Source organism: Bifidobacterium sp. 2450, from assembly GCF_041900695.1.
GTDB lineage: Bacteria > Actinomycetota > Actinomycetes > Actinomycetales > Bifidobacteriaceae > Bifidobacterium > Bifidobacterium longum.
On record NZ_JBHEEA010000004.1, the window covers coordinates 100,711 to 118,751 of the forward strand.

At 59.7% G+C, this 18,041-nt stretch carries 14 protein-coding genes; 8 read left to right on the top strand and 6 right to left on the bottom strand.

Going from position 1 to position 18,041, the window contains the following annotated elements:
• Positions 1-168 precede the first annotated feature (168 nt).
• Entirely contained in the window at positions 169-1,350 is a 1,182-nt protein-coding gene (locus ACEUKI_RS02740; RefSeq protein WP_080785888.1) for a diacylglycerol kinase family protein, read from the top strand.
• A gap of 4 nt (positions 1,351-1,354) precedes the next feature.
• Here the strand turns inward: ACEUKI_RS02740 and ACEUKI_RS02745 are convergent, their stop codons facing one another.
• The gene (locus ACEUKI_RS02745) at positions 1,355-2,194 is read right to left on the bottom strand and encodes a PRD domain-containing protein (RefSeq protein ID WP_080785887.1); all 840 of its coding nucleotides are present in this window, start codon (positions 2,192-2,194) and stop codon (positions 1,355-1,357) included.
• 17 nt (positions 2,195-2,211) lie between these two features.
• Positions 2,212-4,566: a glucose PTS transporter subunit IIA gene (locus ACEUKI_RS02750; RefSeq protein WP_374156469.1), complete on the bottom strand. Its 2,355-nt coding sequence runs from the start codon at positions 4,564-4,566 to the stop codon at positions 2,212-2,214.
• A gap of 486 nt (positions 4,567-5,052) precedes the next feature.
• Here ACEUKI_RS02750 and ACEUKI_RS02755 point away from each other — a divergent pair, with 486 nt between their 5' ends.
• Together ACEUKI_RS02755 and pgm are read left to right on the top strand one after the other, a co-directional pair.
• On the top strand, positions 5,053-6,615 hold the full coding sequence (locus ACEUKI_RS02755) for a sugar porter family MFS transporter (RefSeq protein WP_080785885.1): 1,563 nt from the start codon (positions 5,053-5,055) through the stop codon (positions 6,613-6,615).
• A gap of 86 nt (positions 6,616-6,701) precedes the next feature.
• Complete coding sequence (gene pgm, locus ACEUKI_RS02760) at positions 6,702-8,378, top strand: phosphoglucomutase (alpha-D-glucose-1,6-bisphosphate-dependent) (protein WP_144169764.1); 1,677 nt, start codon at positions 6,702-6,704, stop codon at positions 8,376-8,378.
• 733 nt (positions 8,379-9,111) lie between these two features.
• Here the strand turns inward: pgm and ACEUKI_RS02765 are convergent.
• Positions 9,112-10,209 carry a hypothetical protein gene (locus ACEUKI_RS02765; protein WP_144169763.1) on the bottom strand — a complete coding sequence of 366 codons (1,098 nt, stop codon included), beginning with the start codon at positions 10,207-10,209 and terminating at the stop codon, positions 9,112-9,114.
• A gap of 232 nt (positions 10,210-10,441) precedes the next feature.
• Here ACEUKI_RS02765 and ACEUKI_RS02770 point away from each other — a divergent pair, with 232 nt between their 5' ends.
• Entirely contained in the window at positions 10,442-10,864 is a 423-nt protein-coding gene (locus tag ACEUKI_RS02770; protein WP_144169762.1) for an Rrf2 family transcriptional regulator, read from the top strand.
• A gap of 153 nt (positions 10,865-11,017) precedes the next feature.
• Entirely contained in the window at positions 11,018-12,652 is a 1,635-nt protein-coding gene (locus ACEUKI_RS02775) for an FAD-dependent oxidoreductase (protein ID WP_144169761.1), read from the top strand.
• Between the two features lie 158 nt (positions 12,653-12,810).
• Here the strand turns inward: ACEUKI_RS02775 and ACEUKI_RS02780 are convergent, their stop codons facing one another.
• On the bottom strand, positions 12,811-12,963 hold the full coding sequence (locus ACEUKI_RS02780) for a hypothetical protein (protein ID WP_186289937.1): 153 nt from the start codon (positions 12,961-12,963) through the stop codon (positions 12,811-12,813).
• 669 nt (positions 12,964-13,632) lie between these two features.
• On the opposite strand from ACEUKI_RS02780, the gene ACEUKI_RS02785 reads away from it, so the two are divergent.
• Entirely contained in the window at positions 13,633-14,469 is an 837-nt protein-coding gene (locus ACEUKI_RS02785; RefSeq protein ID WP_374156470.1) for a ribonuclease H, read from the top strand.
• A gap of 130 nt (positions 14,470-14,599) precedes the next feature.
• Positions 14,600-15,298 carry a ribose-5-phosphate isomerase RpiA gene (gene rpiA, locus ACEUKI_RS02790; protein WP_374156471.1) on the top strand — a complete coding sequence of 233 codons (699 nt, stop codon included), beginning with the start codon at positions 14,600-14,602 and terminating at the stop codon, positions 15,296-15,298.
• Positions 15,299-15,450: 152 nt separating this feature from the next.
• Here rpiA and ACEUKI_RS02795 read toward each other — a convergent pair whose 3' ends face one another.
• Together ACEUKI_RS02795 and ACEUKI_RS02800 are read right to left on the bottom strand one after the other, a co-directional pair.
• Positions 15,451-15,540: a 30S ribosomal protein bS22 gene (locus ACEUKI_RS02795; RefSeq protein ID WP_004268639.1), complete on the bottom strand. Its 90-nt coding sequence runs from the start codon at positions 15,538-15,540 to the stop codon at positions 15,451-15,453.
• A gap of 191 nt (positions 15,541-15,731) precedes the next feature.
• On the bottom strand, positions 15,732-16,364 hold the full coding sequence (locus tag ACEUKI_RS02800; protein ID WP_181896281.1) for a hypothetical protein: 633 nt from the start codon (positions 16,362-16,364) through the stop codon (positions 15,732-15,734).
• A 127-nt stretch (positions 16,365-16,491) separates the two neighbouring features.
• Here ACEUKI_RS02800 and ACEUKI_RS02805 point away from each other — a divergent pair, with 127 nt between their 5' ends.
• On the top strand, positions 16,492-18,030 hold the full coding sequence (locus tag ACEUKI_RS02805) for a DNA repair protein RadA (RefSeq protein ID WP_374156472.1): 1,539 nt from the start codon (positions 16,492-16,494) through the stop codon (positions 18,028-18,030).
• Positions 18,031-18,041 lie beyond the last annotated feature (11 nt).

Below are 18,041 nucleotides of genomic sequence, written 5' to 3' on the forward strand. Positions count from 1 at the left end.
TCCTGAGGAAGCCCCGGAAAAGTCGATGGACGAGCCGACTGACGAATTTCGGCAGATGAGACGCAATTGAATCATAATCGCATGTAACGGGGCTTTTGCGTGCAGGAACTGTTCATGTATGGGTCGAAAATGTCGAAGTTCCCGCGATTCACGCTAACAATAGGAATCATGCCCCAACCTGCGCTCACCGTGTTTCTCGTCGTTGCCGCGATTGTTATTGTCGCGGTACTCATTGCCGTCATTGTCATTGCCTTGCGCGCGCAACGCCGCCGCAGACTGGCTCAGACGCTGGAGAAGCGCCGTGATGACGAAGTGCAGTATGCGTTCGTCGTAAACCCGTCCAAGCCGCAGGCCACTTCGCACAAGCTTCATATCCAGGAGTTTTGCCGCGCCAAAGGCTTGAACCGCATCCGTTTCTACGACACTCAGCTTGATAAGGACGGCAGGGTTTGCGCGCTGGAGGCACTGGAGGACGGCGCCGACGTGGTGATTGCGGTCGGCGGCGACGGCACAGTGCGCACGGTGGCGAGCGCCGTCTCCGGCACCGGCCATGCGCTGGGCATTATCCCCATCGGCACCGGCAACCTGTTTGCCCGCAATATGGGCATCCCCGTGGACGATATCGACGCCGCACTGACCGTGGCCACCTCCCACGGCTCCCGCTTGGTGGATATGGGTCGTCTTACTTTGCTCGATCATCCGGAAGACGATCACGGCCATGCCTTCCTGATCATCGCCGGCATCGGATTCGATGCGGCCATGATCGACGACACCGATCCGGAGCTTAAAGCGAATATCAGCTGGCTCGCCTACTTCGTGGGCGGCGTGAAGAACCTGTTCGCGCCGAAGTTCCGCGGCGATCTGACCGTCACCAGCGCCGACGGCTCGACTCACACCATCAAGCGTCTCGATTTCCGTACGGTAATGGCCGGCAACTGCGGCCAGATTCCCATGTTCTCGCTGATGCCGGCGGCATCCTATGACGATGGTCTGCTGGACTTCGAAATCATCGACACCACCGGCGGCATCCTTGGCTGGGCCAATCTGTTCGGCGACGTGGTGCATCAGACGATTATCGGCAAGCCCGAACAGAATCCGCTGTCCACGAACTCGACCATCGAACAGGTTCAGGGCGTCAGTGCCGAAATCACATTGGAAAAGCCGGCCAAAGCGCAGGTGGACGGCGACATGCTACCGGAAACCAAACATATTCGTTTCTCAGTGGATCATCGCGCGCTGATCGTGCGCGTACCCGACGCCTCCGCGCTGGAAAAGACTGCGCAGGCCGCTGCCTCAAACGCCACCTCGGATTTCGCCGAAATGACCGGCACGCTCGAGCCGATTCGCTGATCCGCTACGATGCGTGGCCGGTGACTCGGGCGACGTGCATTGCCAGATAGGCGGTTTCGTCGTCGCTGATATCCGTGTCGAGGCGCAGTTCGAGCAGAGAGGCGATGGTTCGCGCGCATCGCAGCGCAGCGGGGTAGGACTCACGAATCACCTTCATCACCGGTGCCGGCTCATCCGTCAGTTGCTGGTGCTGGTGGATGCGTACGAACAGGTAACGCAGATGGGTGATGAACCTGCCCACATTCACGGAACTGCGGTCCAACGTGATGCCGTAGCTGTGGTCGATAATGTCAAGCAGTTGCTGGATCACGCCCGTCATCGTATACGTATAGGACAGGTCGCCAGTGGCGAAGCCGGCGTTGACCAGATGCATGGCAAGCGCGGTGGCCTCGCCGTCCGGCAGCGTGACGTCGAGCCGCGCATTGAGCGATGCGAGCATCGCACGCCCCTGCGCGTATTCCTGCGGGTACAGGTTGCTCACCTCGCCGAGTAATGGGTAGGTAATGTCGATGCCGCGCCGCACCCGCTCCACCGCATTCGCCACGTGGTCCGATAGGGCCATGACCAGCGTGGTGCTGCCGGTCTCGCGCTCCCCCAGTCCGGCTTCCTGCATGGATTCGACGACCACGCGGATGATTTCGGGCGGAATGTCCGCCAGCATCTGCGCCAGATGGTCCGGGTCACGTCCGTCCGCCGGTACGAAGGTGCGCACGACTTTCGACTCGTCGACCGCATGCCCCGGCTTGGCCTGGAACCCCAGTCCACGGCCGGTGAGAATAACTTCACCGCCGTCGCCGTCTTTGGCGAGCACGACGTTGTTGTTGAACACTCGCAGTATTTCCATGGCATCCTTTCGCAACGTCATTGTTCCACATCGATGATCGGGCTACCGGCTGATACGGTTTTGCAGTCACCGCCGTTGCCGCCGTTGTTGTCGCCGCTACCGTCGCCGATCAACGGCGTGACCACGGTCAGTTCAGCGGCGTTGACCACCGTCACCACCACCACAACGCTGTGCCCGGCCGCCGCAACTTTGCTGAAATCCACGGTGGCCAGTGGCTCTCCCGCCGCGATCCGCTCGCCTTTAGCCACGACCACGGCGAATCCTTCGCCATCCATATCGGCGGTGTCAATGCCGATATGAACCAGCACTTCGATGCCGCCATCGGTTTTAATGCCGAAGGCATGGCCGGTTCGGGCCACGGTTTTCAGCGTGCCACTGACCGGTGCGAGCACGGCTGTCTCACCGGTCGTCTCCGACACGACGCCTACACCCTCCCCCAGCGCGCGGGAGGCGAACACCGGATCGCCAGTCGCTTCCAGATTCACCAGCCGGCCGGCGACCGGCGACAAGATGGCGTTGGAGTCAAGAGCCCGATCAGGGGCAGCCCGCGATGGAGAATCTTCCGCAGACTCCACATCCGACACGGTCGTGTCAATCCCCCTCGCCATATCCTGCGGGCGTGCGTTCTCGTCTGCCGAGACCATCTGCGTCTTGGTGGCGCGCGACGGCGTGCGGTACCCGAACAGCACTGTCAACACCATCGCCATTACAAACGCAACGGCGATGGACAGCGCGTACACCCACATCCGATCGAACACCGGAATCGTCAGCAACGAGGAGAAGGCGAATGCCGTAGTCGTGACGCCCCGGACCATCTGGCCGGATGGCAGCACGGACGGGAACAGCCAGCCGAGCACCGCGCTGGTCACGCCGCCGGCCGCGCAGCCGGCGAGCAGCCAGCGGTAGACGCGACGGTGATGCAGATGGATGCCGTACAGGCTCAGTTCCGAAACACCACCCAGCAATCCCGCGAGCAACGCCCCCACCGCGGTCTGCCGCATAGCCGAATCCTTGCCGCGTACGGCCAGCACGAGTACGCCGGCGGTGGCACCGAAGCAGGCAAAGTTCCATACACCCATCGGACCTTGGACGAAGTCGTAGCCGAGCGTCTGAATGTTCATCAGCATCAGGGCGTTCAGCGGCCAGTGCAGGCCGAGCGGCACGAGGAACGGGTAGAGTATCGGGATGACGAGCGCGAACAGGAACGGCACGTGCGCGTTAAGCCATGCCGTGGCCGTGCCCAGCCCGCTGCCGAGCCATATTCCCAGAGGCCCGATGACCAGTATGGTGAGCGCGAAGACGACGACCAGTGAGAGGAACGGCACGAACACCAGCTGCACGCTGTCGGGAATGACGCGCTTCAGCCCGTGGTAGACCACGGCGAGCACGGCGGCCATGAGCAACGGTACGAAGACGTTGCCGCTGTAGTCGTTGAGTTGAATCGGTATGCCGAAGGCCGACACGGTGCAGGTTTCGGTGCCGAATGTGGCGGTGGCCGAGCATTGAATCGCCCCGGAGAGAGCGCTGGATACGGACGTCCCGGACATTCCGGACATCACGCCAGTAAACTGCGGGGTCATAAGCGCGGCCATAATCGCACCGCCGAGCCAAGGGTCGACGTCCAGTTTCTTGGCCGCATTGTAAGCGATCATAATCGGCAGAACGGTGAACACACCCTCCCAAATCGCCTTGAGTAGTATCCAACCGGTGGACGTCTCGCCATCAGGCACAATGCCGAGTGCAACGAACACGTTGACGATGGCGATGACCAGCGAGGCACCGAGTAGCATGCCCAGAATCGGGCGGAACGAGTCGGACAGGTAGTCGAAAAACGCGGCAGCCCGGGCACGGGCGGTACCGCCCCACTCGCGGATGGTACGAGGCATGAAGTGACGGGATGTATTGGTTGGGCCGTGACTCTGCTCAGTGTCGGTGGCGGTATCGCGCAATGGTGCGACGTTGTCGGAAAGGTTCGGCGCGGGCTGCGTAGGTTGCGTTGGCTGCGTAAGTTGCGCGGACTGAGTGGATTGCGCGGACTGAGTGGATTGCGCGGACTGCGTTGGCCGCGACGCCGCCGATGGTAATTGCGTTGCCGGAGTCAATCGCGCTGCCTGCATCCGAACGATCTGCTCGTACACCGAGGCGACCGCTCCGCCGATGATGACCTGATAACGATTGCCGGTTCGCGGGAATGCGCCGAGGACTCCGGGGATGGATTCGAGACCGTGCTGGCTGACCCGGCCGGCGTCGTCCAGTTCGAAGTGCAGTCGCGTGGCGCAATGGGTCAGGTTGGTAATGTTCGCGGAGCCGCCGACGGCATCAACGATGCACGCCGCAATCACTGCAGGCGTTGCGTTCGATGCGTTCGCCACGGTTCCTCCTTGCTGCCGTATGCCACTGTGTTCCATTATCGGCGCTGGGTGCTCCAAAAGCACGGCAATGCCGGCAAAGCATCGCGAAACGGCAACTATGCGCTACGGTGCTCCGCGATAGCGTTCCGCTATGGTGTTCCGCCGCACCCGTTCTCCGTATTTGCCGCAGCGCCCATTCCGACTTCATTCCACCATGCAGAATCCTGCAATCGTTGTCAAAAATCATCGTTTTTCACCGCCTATCCGGAGTGTCGCGACCGAGAAAGTCGTATTCTATCTTTCACACACGTTGCGTAGCAGGGTTGTTACTCAAAATGAGGCAAGACCTGGAGTGACGTGGAATTTGCGTATCGTAATATGCGAATTCCACGTTGTTCCAGGTCTTTTTTTGTTTTCGGGCGACTTCAGGCAATCGAAGCCTGACCTTGCATGCGGCAGAGGGGCCACGCGGCAGGCGCGACCCGTCAACGGCGAAAGGACAAGGCAATGACGACGACAACGGCATCACCCGTATCGAAGCAGACGGCATCCGCGGCGCAGGAAACCAGCGCAACCGGCGCGGCGGCCCACGCAATCGAAACCACCGGAACCATCGAAACCAGCATGGCCGGGGTGGCGGACGCGGCCACAAACGCGGCAGCTAACGCAATCGAGGACCTCGAAGCCGCCGAATCACGCGGCTTCTCCACGCGCTTCCCGCTCAACAGCGCATTCATCTTCACCTTCGGCGCGCTCGGCGGCATGCTGTTCGGTTTCGACACCGGCATTATCTCCGGTGCCTCCCCGCTTATCGAATCGGACTTCGGCCTGAGCGTCTCCCAGACCGGCTTCACCACCTCCTCGGTGCTGATCGGCTCGTGCGCAGGTGCGTTGTCGATCGGCGCGCTGTCTGACCGGTTCGGCCGCAAGAAGCTGCTCATCGTCTCCGCACTGCTGTTCCTGCTCGGCTCAGGCCTGTGCGCCTCCTCCACCGGATTCGCGATGATGGTGTGCGCCCGCATCATCCTGGGCCTCGCGGTCGGCGCGGCTTCCGCCCTGACCCCGGCGTACTTGGCCGAACTGGCGCCGAAGGAGCGTCGCGGCTCGCTGTCCACGCTCTTCCAGCTCATGGTCACCTTCGGCATTCTGCTGGCCTACGCCTCCAACCTCGGATTCCTGAACTACAACCTCTTCGGCATCCGCGACTGGCGCTGGATGCTCGGTTCGGCGCTGGTGCCGGCCGCCTTGTTGCTGCTCGGCGGCCTGCTGCTGCCCGAATCCCCGCGTTATCTGGTGAACAAGGGCGACACCCGCAACGCCTTCAAAGTGCTTACGCTGATTCGCAAGGACGTGGATCAAACCCAGGCGCAGATTGAGCTGGACGAAATCAAGGCCGTGGCCGCACAGGACACCAAGGGTGGCGTGCGCGAACTGTTCCGTATCGCTCGTCCGGCGCTGGTGGCCGCCGTTGGCATCATGCTGTTCCAGCAGCTCGTGGGCATCAACTCGGTGATCTACTTCCTGCCGCAGGTGTTCATCAAGGGCTTCGGCTTCCCTGAAGGCGACGCAATCTGGGTGTCGGTGGGCATCGGCGTGGTGAACTTCGTGAGCACCATCGTGGCCACGCTTATCATGGATCGTTTCCCACGCAAGGGCATGCTGATCTTCGGTTCCATCGTGATGACCGTTTCGCTCGCAGTGCTCGCCGTGATGAACTTCGTGGGCGACGTGGCCGTGCTGGCCGTGCCGACGATGATTCTCATCGCTTTCTATATCCTCGGCTTTGCGGTCTCGTGGGGCCCGATTGCCTGGGTGCTCATCGGCGAGATCTTCCCGCTGAGCGTGCGCGGCATCGGCTCCTCCTTCGGCTCGGCGGCGAACTGGCTGGGCAACTTCATCGTCTCCCAGTTCTTCCTCGTGCTGCTCGATGCGTTCGGCAACAATGTGGGCGGCCCGTTCGCGATTTTCGGCGTGTTCTCGGCCCTGTCCATCCCGTTCGTGCTGCGCTTGGTGCCCGAGACCAAGGGCAAGTCGCTGGAGGAAATCGAGAAGGAAATGACCAAGCGCTAGACAACCGGCACACGATTCGCACAAAAGTTGACAACTCTTAACATAAGAGTACCCAAAGTGGCGAAAAACGTGGCAGAATAGGGAGCATGGTAGCAAACAATGCGGGTCAGCCCGCCACCCCAGCAGATCTGATTAATGTCGATGAGGTTATCGGCAAGTACTATGACCTCGTCCCCGATCCCGAAGTCCCCGAGCAGCGTGTCATCTTCGGCACCTCCGGTCACCGCGGATCGTCCCTGAAGACCTCGTTCAACGAGGCCCACATCATCGCCATCTCCCAGGCCATCGCCGAATACCGCAAGAAGGCCGGCGTCACCGGCCCGCTGTACCTCGGCTCCGACACCCACGCGCTGTCCGGCCCGGCCAAGAAGACCGCCATCGAGGTGCTCGTCGCCAACGGCGTGCACGTGCGCGTCGACTCCCGTGACGACTTCGTGCCCACCCCGGTGGTCTCCCAGGCCATCCTGATCCACAACCGTGCGGCCGACGGCACCCAGCGCTTCGAGGGCGAGGGCCTCGCCGACGGCATCGTCGTCACGCCGTCCCACAACCCGCCCACCGACGGTGGCTTCAAGTATGACCCCGTCACCGGCGGCCCAGCCCCGGCCGAGACCACCAACGCCATCGCCGCTCGCGCCAACGAGCTGCTCGGCGACTTCAAGTCCATCAAACGTGTGCCCTACGAGGAGGCCATCAAGTCCGAGTACGTCGAGGGCTTCGACTTCCGCGAGCACTACGTGGACGACCTGGAGAACGTCATCGACTTCGACGTGATCCGCAACTCCGGCGTGCGTCTGGGCATCGATCCGCTCGGCGGCGCTTCCGTGAACTACTGGCCGCTCATCAACGAGAAGTACGGCCTGAACATCGGCGTGGTGCGTCCTGAGGTCGACCCGACCTGGCGCTTCATGACCATCGACCACGACGGCAAGATCCGCATGGATCCGTCTTCCCCGTACGCCATGAAGGGCCTGGTCGACGAGCTCAACGCCGGCGCTTGGGACAAGTACGATCTGGTCGGCGGCACCGACCCGGACGCCGACCGTCACGGCATCGTCTGCCCGAACTGGGGCGTGATGAACCCGAACCACTACATCGCCGTGTGCGTGGAGTACCTGTTCGGCGGCAACCGTCCGGGCTGGCCTGAGGGCGCAGCCGTAGGCAAGACGCTGGTCTCCTCTTCCCTGATCGACCGCGTGGCCGCATCGATCAACGCGAAGGTCATCGAAGTGCCGGTGGGCTTCAAGTGGTTCGTGGACCCGCTGTTCAGCGGCGAAGTCGCCTTCGGCGGCGAGGAGAGCTCCGGCATGAGCTTCCTGCGCAAGGACGGCCGCGTGTGGACCACCGATAAGGATGGTCTGATCCCCGACCTGCTGGCCGCCGAGATCACCGCCAAGACCGGCAAGAACCCGGCCCAGCTTCACCAGGAGCAGGTCGAGCGCTTCGGCGAGTCTTGGTACAAGCGCGTCGACACCCCGACCACGCTGGAGCAGAAGGTCAAGTTCGCCAAGCTGACCGGTGATGATGTGGCCGCCACGCAGCTGGCTGGCGAAGACATCACCGCCAAGCTGACCGAGGCACCGGGCAACCACGCCAAGATCGGCGGCCTGAAGGTCACCACCAAGGACAACTGGTTCGCCGCCCGCCCCTCCGGCACCGAGAACATCTACAAGGTGTACGCCGAGTCCTTCGTCTCCCCCGAGGCTCTGGACAAGGTGCTCGACGAGGCCACCGTCGTGGTCGACAAGGCCCTGAGCGAGTGAAATCGCTGCGTTAGTCGCGTTCACCGCAACTAATAAGGCTCTGCATTGGATTCATACAATCCACTGCAGAGCCTTATTTTTTAGCGCATATGCAGTTCGCGACCACTGAAACACACAGGTCAACGGTTCTCCTCATGCACCATGACCGCATTTTCTCAACATCACTGCAGGGCAGGACGGCCAGATGACCGCGAAACGTTCGACTACCTACATTATGACCGAGTTTCACATCATCATTGTGGGGTCACAGCGGCCAGATGACCACCGAAGCGTTCGGTCGGCTTGCATCATGGTCGAGTTTTAACATCGTTGTGGGACGCCACGACGAATTTGCCCATTCCAGAGTTGCCATCCCACAAAAGCGTGGGACAACAGCTAAGTCAATCGTTTTACATTTCCCCCATCCCACACACTCAAACTGGAAACCCCGGAAAGACGCCATTCCTGCCACACCCGTCACAGCCATTACCCGAGGGGCCGTGGGACGCCACGTAAAAATCGGCAAAACACGCGTAGCGTCCCACACCCATTGACGCAAATCCACGCCCAATGCACCGACAACACCCCCCAATCGACCACTATGACACATTTCCCTCCACAATCGAACACTAGTCATTCACGAAATCCATCACTACGAGGCATCGCAATCGAACGGCATGCAATATCAAGCACACACCACAACAACAGGTCGTACAAATATTGCCTTTACATCAGTCCGTTTCGGACATTATGGTCACAGCAGGCTCTGCGCCAACTCTTCAAGAGACATGGCAACTACATGAAACTCGAATACGGCACCGCGCGAAGCAAGCGCCCTCGCCACGTTGAAAGCGAATTCAGCACGAGCGTCCTCGTTAGCGATACTTGCCGCCGTGGCGACGAAGACCAGCCATCTCCGCCCGACCAGCACACCCCTTTTCTCTTGGTCACGGCGCCATTGAGTCTTACTCGTACGATGATGATCGCCATCATATTCAACAGCGACCTTGAACTCCGGCCACGCTAAGTCCAACGTTATGGGAGCTCCAGATGCAAAAGCCGCGTCCGGCACCACATAGTTCGCAACCGGCTGTGGAATCCCATGCGCTACCAGAGAGAGTCGTTCTTCTGATTCTTTGGGCGAATCAGCACCAGGTGATATCAGGGGCAATGCTCGAACGCAGGACGGGCGCCCTCTAAATCGGGTAAACTGCTCCACGAACTCCACCAAATCCTGATAGATCGCAGCAGCATCACGATCCTTAGCCAATACTGGCTGTTTGCTCGTAGCAGTGATAACGGCATCCCCGAGCACAATCAGGGACTCAAAAGAAACATACGGGGCAAGTTGGGCCCATACGTGAAACAGGTCCAGCGCAAACACGTGTTGGTTCATTTCCACATTGGCGGCTTTAGCCGCATGTTTCCAAATATGCGTTTGCAGTGGTGCATGGCGTGTACGAAACCGCTTGCTCTTAACGCTGGATACAGCGTGCAGCTTGGCCGAGTCGAGGTCGCAATCGGCGGGAATCGGTACGGATTGCAGAGCGAGGGAAGTGGTCATGCCGAAAAGTAGCTTCTTGCCAGCCCGTTTTGCTTCCTCGGTGCAGCGTGCGACCATGTCGCGTTTGCGCTGGGCGAGGCTTTCGCTCATGGTCGGTGCCGCTGCAGAATCATGTGCACCACTGTTCGGCGATGACGAGTCGCGAGAAGTCGGGTATTTCGAATCAGCAGAAAACGACCCCGCGAATTCGGGCGGAGCAAAATCTGCCTCCGATTCCTCCGGAGGCGGATCATACATAGAGCCTGGCAGAGCTCCATAGTTGGTGATGCCGTCGGTCATGCTGTTCATGACACCACCATATGGGTAGTGGGTGCGGAAACGGAAGCCGATCCGAGGTATGTGGTCCTAGCTTCACTTACGCACATTTGTTGTGGATAACTATGTGGACAACCTCACTTATACACATAGTTATCCACCTCTCCAACCCCCGATTTGACAAACTAACTGTATCTGATATGGTTACAGTACCTTAACTGTACATACCATAGTTACAGTATCAACTCGATAAGGAGGTCGTTTCATGAACGGCGACTATTCACTGGCAGTGCACGCATTGGTCTACCTTGACCATCGCGCCACACACCTGCCCAGTCAGATCCTGGCCGAGAACATATGTACCAATGCGGCGCGCGTGCGCAAAGTAATGCGACTGCTCGCCTCAGCCGGACTCATCGCCACTAAAGAGGGTGCTGAAGGCGGGTACGCTCTGGCCCGGCCCGCCGCCGAAATCACTTTGCGCGCGGTAGCGGAAGCCACCGGCACCACTTTTGTGGAAGTGAACTGGACACCGGGCGACGTACACGAGGATTGCTTGGTGTCATCTTCAATGGGCGCAGTGATGGATGACATCTATGCCGGTCTCAACCGCACTTGCCTCGAACAACTCGAACACACCACCATCCACGACATCACCGAACAGATATTCAGCGAGCGCAAAGGCTAATAATCCCGCGCGCTTCCCTCAGACAGCATCAGTCGATAACGCTTCGGCAGTCAAAGAAGAAAACAGACGCCGCACGGCACACAACACATCAGCACGGCGCACGACGTATCAGCACAACGCACTCTTATCACTCGAATATGTAAGGAAGTGACCATGTCCACCAGCACACCCAATGCCGCCAGCACACCCAGCACCTCCCCCACTATCACCACCGACGCCCTGATCATCGGATTCGGCAAGGGCGGCAAAACCTTGGCCGCCAAGCTCAGCGCAGCCGGCCGCAAGGTCGTCGTCGCCGAGGCAAGCGCCAACATGTACGGCGGCACCTGCATCAATATCGGATGCTTGCCGTCCAAGTCACTGATTTTGTCCGCCGAACAGGCGCGGCGGGATGGCGCGAACAGTACTCCCGAAACCCGCGAAGCAGCGTTCGAGGCTGCTATCAAGGAGAAGCGCCGCGTCATTTCGACGCTGCGCGACAAGAACTATCACAAGCTCGCCGACCAAGACAACATCACCGTAATCACCGGCCGCGCTTACTTCACCGGCCCTCATAGCGTGGAAATCGCCACCGCTGAGGGCCCGGTCGCCGTGACCGCCAGCAAGATCTTCATCAATACCGGTGCCACGCCGCGCATTCCGGATATTCCCGGTATCCGCACTACGCCCGGCGTCTACACCAGCACTGGACTGATGGATCTCGACGATATGCCGCAGCGACTGGTGATTATCGGTTCAGGATTCATTGGACTTGAGTTTGCCTCGATGTTTGCCGATTTCGGCACGGCGGTTACCGTGCTGCAGCACAATGCCGAGTTCCTGCCGCGCGAGGATGCGGATGTGGCGGCCGCGATTCGCGCACAGTTGGAAGCGCAGGGCGTCAAGTTCCTGTTCAACGCGGATACCAAGGCCATCGCGCCTGCTGCTGACGGCGGCGTCAGGTTGTCCGTTGCGGTGAAGGGTATGACTCGCGGCGCATCGCAAGCTTGCGATTCCACCCCCGCCGGCACCGGGAACGCTCATACCGATATCACCGGTGCCACCGACGCCACCGGCACCACCGACACTGCAACAACCACCAGCCCCACTAGCAACCCGACCGATCACGCCACGATGTCACACGTTCAAACGAAACTATCAGACGATGGCGAGCCGCGGTTCGCCGAACCGGCTGAAGCCCGATTCTGCCTGACCACCGACGCGGTACTGGTGGCCACCGGACGTACGCCGAACGTCGAGGGACTGCATCTTGAGGCGGCTGGCGTGGAGCTCACCGAACGCGGTGCTGTGAAAGTCGACGAGCTTCTGCGCACCACAGCAACCGACATTTGGGCTCTGGGCGATGTGAACGGCGGCCCGCAGCACACGTACATTTCACTGGACGACTATCGCGTGGTGTGGTCGCAGCTCAATGGTTCCGACCGTCCGTACACGGTGAAGGACCGCAAGCATGTGCCGTCGAGCACATTCCTCGCCACGCCTTACTCTCGCGTGGGATTGAATGAGCGCGAGGCGAAGGCGGCTGGATTGGATTATGTGGTCAAGCGATTGCCGGTGGCCGCTGTGCCGAAGGCCCAGGTAATGCGGCGACCGGATGGTCTGATGAAGGCGATTGTGGAACGCAATACTGGCCGCATTCTGGGTGCGATGATGCTTTCCGTCGAGTCGCACGAGGTGATCAATATCGTCAAGTTGGCGATGGATCTTGACACGCCGGCCAGCACGTTGCGCGATATGGTGTTCACGCATCCGACGATTGCCGAGGCACTGAACGACTTGCTCGCGTAGTTTGTTCGCATAGCACGCCCGCGCAGCATGACCCGCGTAGCGCAACCCGCAACAGACTCCCCTAATGCGCGCGAAGGTCCTCATCGACGTAAACCGATGAGGACCTTCGCGCTGTTGTCATGATCCGTACACGACAGTAATCACACCCGAACCAGCCGTTACTTCAAGCCGAGCTTACGGTCCAGAATGTCGGAGGCATCCAATCCTAAGCGGCGTCGGATGAACCAGCCAAGACCGAGCGGCAGGCCGGAAGCCAAGGCCATGCCGCCTGAACCGAGTGCCACGGTTTTGGCGTTGTCTGCGATAAGCATGGTGCCCTTGGATGCGGCCGTGGCCGTGATAGTGCCCTTGCCATCCTTTAATATCCAGTACTGGATTGGTCAGCGTCCAGTAAGTCATGCCACCGTAATAGACGATGGTGAAACTTCCCTGCCATTCAAGATGAGCGGTGTCGGTATCCGGGTTCGCCGTACCGCTGCCATTCGAGATGCGTACGATATTGCCGGAATAGGTCGGCTGCTTGCCCGACGCCCCGTCAGCCGGATTCGATACGTCGAAGTTGAGACCGGATGATTTACCGCTGATGCTGCTGCCATATTTGTTAGTGCACTTATTCGCCCAGTTCGGCTCCTGATAGGTGTCGTCCGCCTCTGGTTTGAGGATTTCGACGTTGCCGTCACTGGTTTTGTACAGTCCCTTATTCTCATTCCAGATACCGGATGCGCCATTGTTGCCGACCTCACCCGCAGAGAGGAAATGTCTTGTTTTTCTTGTGAGCGCTCACCTATTCACGCGCGCGATGGCATGTTTTTCAAGCAAAGTCAATAGGTGTGATGTTATTCACACTCTTCACTACGTTGTTTTGCCTCGCGCTGGGCAGCCCCACTTCAGCAAGAGATTGCACAGCTTGCGTTAGGGTGGAGAACATGACTATCACAGTATCCACAGACGGTTCCGCATTAGGGAATCCAAACGGGCCAATGGGCTGGGCCTGGGCCGATCATGAGCAGAACGCCGGCGGCAAGCCCGGCCATAAGCACGACGACCACGGCTACGACGCCGGCGGCGCGACCAACGGCACCAACCAGATTGGCGAACTGTGCGCAGTGTTGGAAGCTTTGCGAGCGCATCCGGGCCCTGAGCCATTGCTCATCGAATCGGATTCGCAGTACGCCATCAATTGCTCGACCAAGTGGGTCAAAGGCTGGAAGAAGAACGGCTGGAAAAATTCACAGAAAAAACCTGTGAAGAACAAAGAGCTTATTCAGGCGATCGACCGCGAAATCTCACAACGCCCCGGCCCGGTAGATTTCCGATGGGTCAAAGGTCACGCCGGCAACGAGGGCAATGAGCTGGTCGATGAACTGGCACGCACCTACGCGGGCGATTGCCGTTCAGGTGCGCGCAACGGCTATCTACCAATTGAAGGCTGGCAGTCGCTGCTGGGCTCCGAATACGCACATGGCACCGATGTGCCTCCAGGCGTGCAATTGGTATTGGACGGCAAAGCGGATGCGGCAAGTTTGTGCAAACCAGCTGCGGCGACGGATTCGACGGATGTCACAAGGCCGGAGACCAAGTCTTCGTCACACTTAGCGGCACAATCAACGCAACCTGTACAATCAACGCAACCTGTACACCCCGTAAAGCCCAGTGGGCTGACGGTATCCGGTACGCTGACCTTCTCCCCCGCGCCGAAAACGAGCCCGTATTTCAACGGGCAGCTGATGCCGATCAAAGGCAGCATCGAAATCGAAGGCTATGTGGACGGCGACGGCAACCTGACCATCACCAACGCACCATTCGTACGACACTAACACCCAAACACACGAATATGTACTGCAATCGGACACGATGGCACACAATCGCTCATTCGCGTTAGGATAGGAGATAAGGCTTCACGCCGTTGATCCGTGCGGCGGAGGCAAGGATGGCAAAGGAGAAACCATGGATAAGGCACAGCAGGATGCGCTGAAGAAGGCGGCCGGCATCGAAGCCGCCAAGCTCGTTGAAAACGGCATGATCGCAGGCCTCGGCACTGGTTCGACCGTGAAGTTCCTGGTGGACGAGCTCGGCCGCCGTCATCAGGAGGAAGGTCTTGAGTTCACTGGCGTGACCACGTCTCGCCGCACGCAGGCCCAGGCCGAGAGCTACGGCATCAAGATCGCGGACATCGACGACGTGGACCACATCGACGTGACCATTGACGGCGCCGACGAAGTCGACAAGAACTCCAACGGCATCAAGGGCGGCGGCGCTGCTCTGCTGTGGGAGAAGATCGTGGCCACCAACTCCAACCAGATCGTGTGGATCGTGGACGAGTCCAAGGTTGTGGACACCATCGGCAAGTTCCCGCTGCCGGTCGAGGTCATTCCGTTCGGTGCTGGCCATGTCATCAAGAAGTTCGAGGCCCGCGGCTACAAGCCGGTGCTTCGTCTTGACGCCGACGGCAAGGAAGTGCGCACCGACGAGAACAACTTCGTGGTGGACCTGCACCTGGAGCGCATCGATCACCCGCAGGAACTGGCCGAAGACCTCATCAACACGGTCGGCGTGGTGGAGCACGGCCTGTTCCTCAACATGGTCGACAAGGTCATCGTCGGCGATCCGAACGGCCCGCGCGTGATGACCAACGCCAACAAGTGATCGTCTCACATCACTAAGCTTTTCCAAGCCCGCATCTGCACATCGCAGGTGCGGGCTTTACTGTTGCCCGAACAAGGCAAAGAGCCAAGCAAAAGAGAAACCCTGCGACCATAACGATCACGGGGTTTCTAATGCCTTGATTGCAGGTAAGACTACTTACGCTGGTGGCGGGTCTTACGCAGCAGTTTGCGGTGCTTCTTCTTGCTCATCCGCTTGCGGCGCTTCTTGATGACAGAACCCATCTGAAGCCTCCATTCCGATTAATCGTAAAAGTTGCAACTCGCACTATAGTACACGTGTTGCCAGACAGAGGGAACCAGTATGTTGCCGATAGTCCGCATATGCCCTGAACGCAGTTGGGGCATCCACATCAGCAATGTGGATGCCCCAACGTTCATAAGTTTGTGCAGCAGCTGACAGCCGATACTAGATACTACATCGGGAACTTCTGGTAGAAGCGATCGACCGCTTCCTTGGTGCCGGTAGCTTGGAAGACCACGGTATCGTTCTGCCAGATGGCAACGGCGTTCTTGCTGTTGGAGGCATCGGCCTTCACCACGTACGCGCCCGTGACGTTGCCGGAAACCTTGACGTTGCCGGATGCCGACTCATCGCCGGTCTGCGCAGCGACCAACGCATCGTACTGGGTCTTGGCATTGTCCGCCGACGACCACTGCGCGGCGACCAGCGTGACATCCTTGGCGGCATCACCAGTGGAGTAGGTCAGAGTGTACTCCTCGAGCGGCGACGCGGGATTCCACGTCGTGGAGGCATCCGCCTTGGTACGCGCGTAATTCAGCACGCTGTCCGGCATGGCCTTCAACAGCTCACTGGCATCATCCGGCAAAGCTGTGGCGTCGATGGTCGGCTTGGTCGGCTCGGATGATTCGGTTTTCTGCTGGCTGTTTTGGGTGGTAGTGGAGGTGCCATCATTCTTCTGGATGGCCCAACCCGGCCACACAAAGGCCGAAAGCACTGCCAGGATAATCACAACAGCTGCGGCAACCACCACTGCAATCAACTTGCCATGGGATTGCGTGGTCGAGGAGTTCTCACTATTAGTCATGCCCCGATTCTCTCACAGCCGCGTGACGCTAGGCGGCCGTGATCTTAGTCGTTGTACGCAAGCCGCGTGAAACTCTTGTGAACGGTAAAAATTTACCGCCCGCTGGTGTTTGGGTTAGGGTGAGACCATGGCGAAATCAAGTGTGCAGTACGTATGTTCCGAATGCGGTTGGAACGGGCCGAAGTGGTACGGCCGTTGCCCCGAGTGTGGTCAGTGGGGCACGGTCGAGGAATTTCACGAGGCTCGGCCGGCGGCAGGCTCTCGCACGGCCGCTCCCGGCCGAACATCACGCACGCAGTCGGTTACGGTTGCCAACAACGCCAGATCTGCAGCCCGTCCGATTACCGAAGTGGGCACGGAAAGCGTCGAGCGGCTCGGTACCGGGTTTTCCGAATTCGACCGTGTGCTCGGCGGTGGCGTGGTGCCGGGTTCAGTGACGCTGATAGCGGGCGAACCGGGTATCGGCAAGTCGACATTGCTGTTGCAGACGGCCGGCAATATCGCGCGTGTTGTGGCGGGAGACAGTACGTTCCGAGGGGCAGGTCAGTGGTCTGCCCAACAGTCGGGCCGGGCGCAGGGCGGCACATCAAACACGGTGTCGACACAGGGCAACACAGCATCAACGCACGCCAACACCGTGCTGTACATTTCCGGCGAGGAATCACAGGCGCAGGTTCGTTTGCGCGCTTCCCGCATCAATGCGGTGGAGCCGAACTTGTTACTGGCCTCCACCACCGATCTGTCCACAGTATTGGGGCTGATCGAACAGAACAAGCCGGCCTTGGCCATTGTGGATTCGGCGCAAACCATCGTCTCGCAGGAGGTCGATGGCATTTCCGGCGGTTCGACTCAGGTGCGCGAAGTGGCAAGCGCGCTGATAGATACCGCTAAGACACTTGACATTCCCGTATTTCTGGTTGGTCATGTGACCAAGGACGGTTCGATTGCAGGCCCGCGCACATTGGAGCATCTGGTCGATGTGGTCTGCCAATTCGAAGGCGACAGCGAGACTGCGCTGAGAATGTTGCGAGTGGTGAAGAATCGTTTTGGTCCGACCGATGAAGTCGGCTGTTTCGACATGAGCGGTGAGGGCATCGAAGAGGTCACCGATCCCGCTGGATTGTTCCTGTCTGGAGACGGCCCTGATGCGGCCAACGCGGCACCCGTGGAAGGCACCTGCGTGACGTTCACATTGGATGGGCATCGCAGCCTGCCTATCGAAGTACAGGCTCTGGTCACCACGTCGGTGCTGCCCACACCCCGACGTGCGGTCAATGGCGTGGACCCCAGCCGTATCGCCATGCTGGTCGCGGTGCTCTACCGTCACAGCAAGCTCAACCTGCTGTCCAACGACCTGTATATCTCCACTATTGCCGGGGGCCAGGCCAAGGAGCCTGGTTCCGACTTGGCGATAGTGGCGGCACTGGCGAGCGCCGCCACGTCAAAACCCATTGCGCGAGCCACGTGCGCCATCGGGGAAATTTCCCTGACCGGTCAGGTGCGCCCGGTACCGCGTATGGAATATCGCCTTCGCGAGGCCGCGCGCCTTGGTTTTACGACGGCGGTCATTCCTCCTCTGCGCAAGCCGGTGCATGTCGAGGGACTTCGGCTGGTGGAGTCCAACACATTGTCCGACGCATTAGACGCCTTGGGAGTGCGTAAATAGCCCCGAGATAT

What these genes read in the sequence shown, in the direction of transcription:
- ACEUKI_RS02740 (WP_080785888.1), top strand. Translation starts at nt 169, where the DNA reads ATGCCCCAACCTGCGCTCACCGTGTTTCTCGTCGTTGCCGCGATTGTT.
- ACEUKI_RS02745 (WP_080785887.1), bottom strand. Translation starts at nt 2,194, where the DNA reads ATGGAAATACTGCGAGTGTTCAACAACAACGTCGTGCTCGCCAAAGAC.
- ACEUKI_RS02755 (WP_080785885.1), top strand. Translation starts at nt 5,053, where the DNA reads ATGACGACGACAACGGCATCACCCGTATCGAAGCAGACGGCATCCGCG.
- pgm (WP_144169764.1), top strand. Translation starts at nt 6,702, where the DNA reads ATGGTAGCAAACAATGCGGGTCAGCCCGCCACCCCAGCAGATCTGATT.
- ACEUKI_RS02765 (WP_144169763.1), bottom strand. Translation starts at nt 10,209, where the DNA reads ATGAACAGCATGACCGACGGCATCACCAACTATGGAGCTCTGCCAGGC.
- ACEUKI_RS02770 (WP_144169762.1), top strand. Translation starts at nt 10,442, where the DNA reads ATGAACGGCGACTATTCACTGGCAGTGCACGCATTGGTCTACCTTGAC.
- ACEUKI_RS02775 (WP_144169761.1), top strand. Translation starts at nt 11,018, where the DNA reads ATGTCCACCAGCACACCCAATGCCGCCAGCACACCCAGCACCTCCCCC.
- ACEUKI_RS02780 (WP_186289937.1), bottom strand. Translation starts at nt 12,963, where the DNA reads ATGCTTATCGCAGACAACGCCAAAACCGTGGCACTCGGTTCAGGCGGC.
- ACEUKI_RS02785 (WP_374156470.1), top strand. Translation starts at nt 13,633, where the DNA reads ATGGGCTGGGCCTGGGCCGATCATGAGCAGAACGCCGGCGGCAAGCCC.
- rpiA (WP_374156471.1), top strand. Translation starts at nt 14,600, where the DNA reads ATGGATAAGGCACAGCAGGATGCGCTGAAGAAGGCGGCCGGCATCGAA.
- ACEUKI_RS02795 (WP_004268639.1), bottom strand. Translation starts at nt 15,540, where the DNA reads ATGGGTTCTGTCATCAAGAAGCGCCGCAAGCGGATGAGCAAGAAGAAG.
- ACEUKI_RS02800 (WP_181896281.1), bottom strand. Translation starts at nt 16,364, where the DNA reads ATGACTAATAGTGAGAACTCCTCGACCACGCAATCCCATGGCAAGTTG.
- ACEUKI_RS02805 (WP_374156472.1), top strand. Translation starts at nt 16,492, where the DNA reads ATGGCGAAATCAAGTGTGCAGTACGTATGTTCCGAATGCGGTTGGAAC.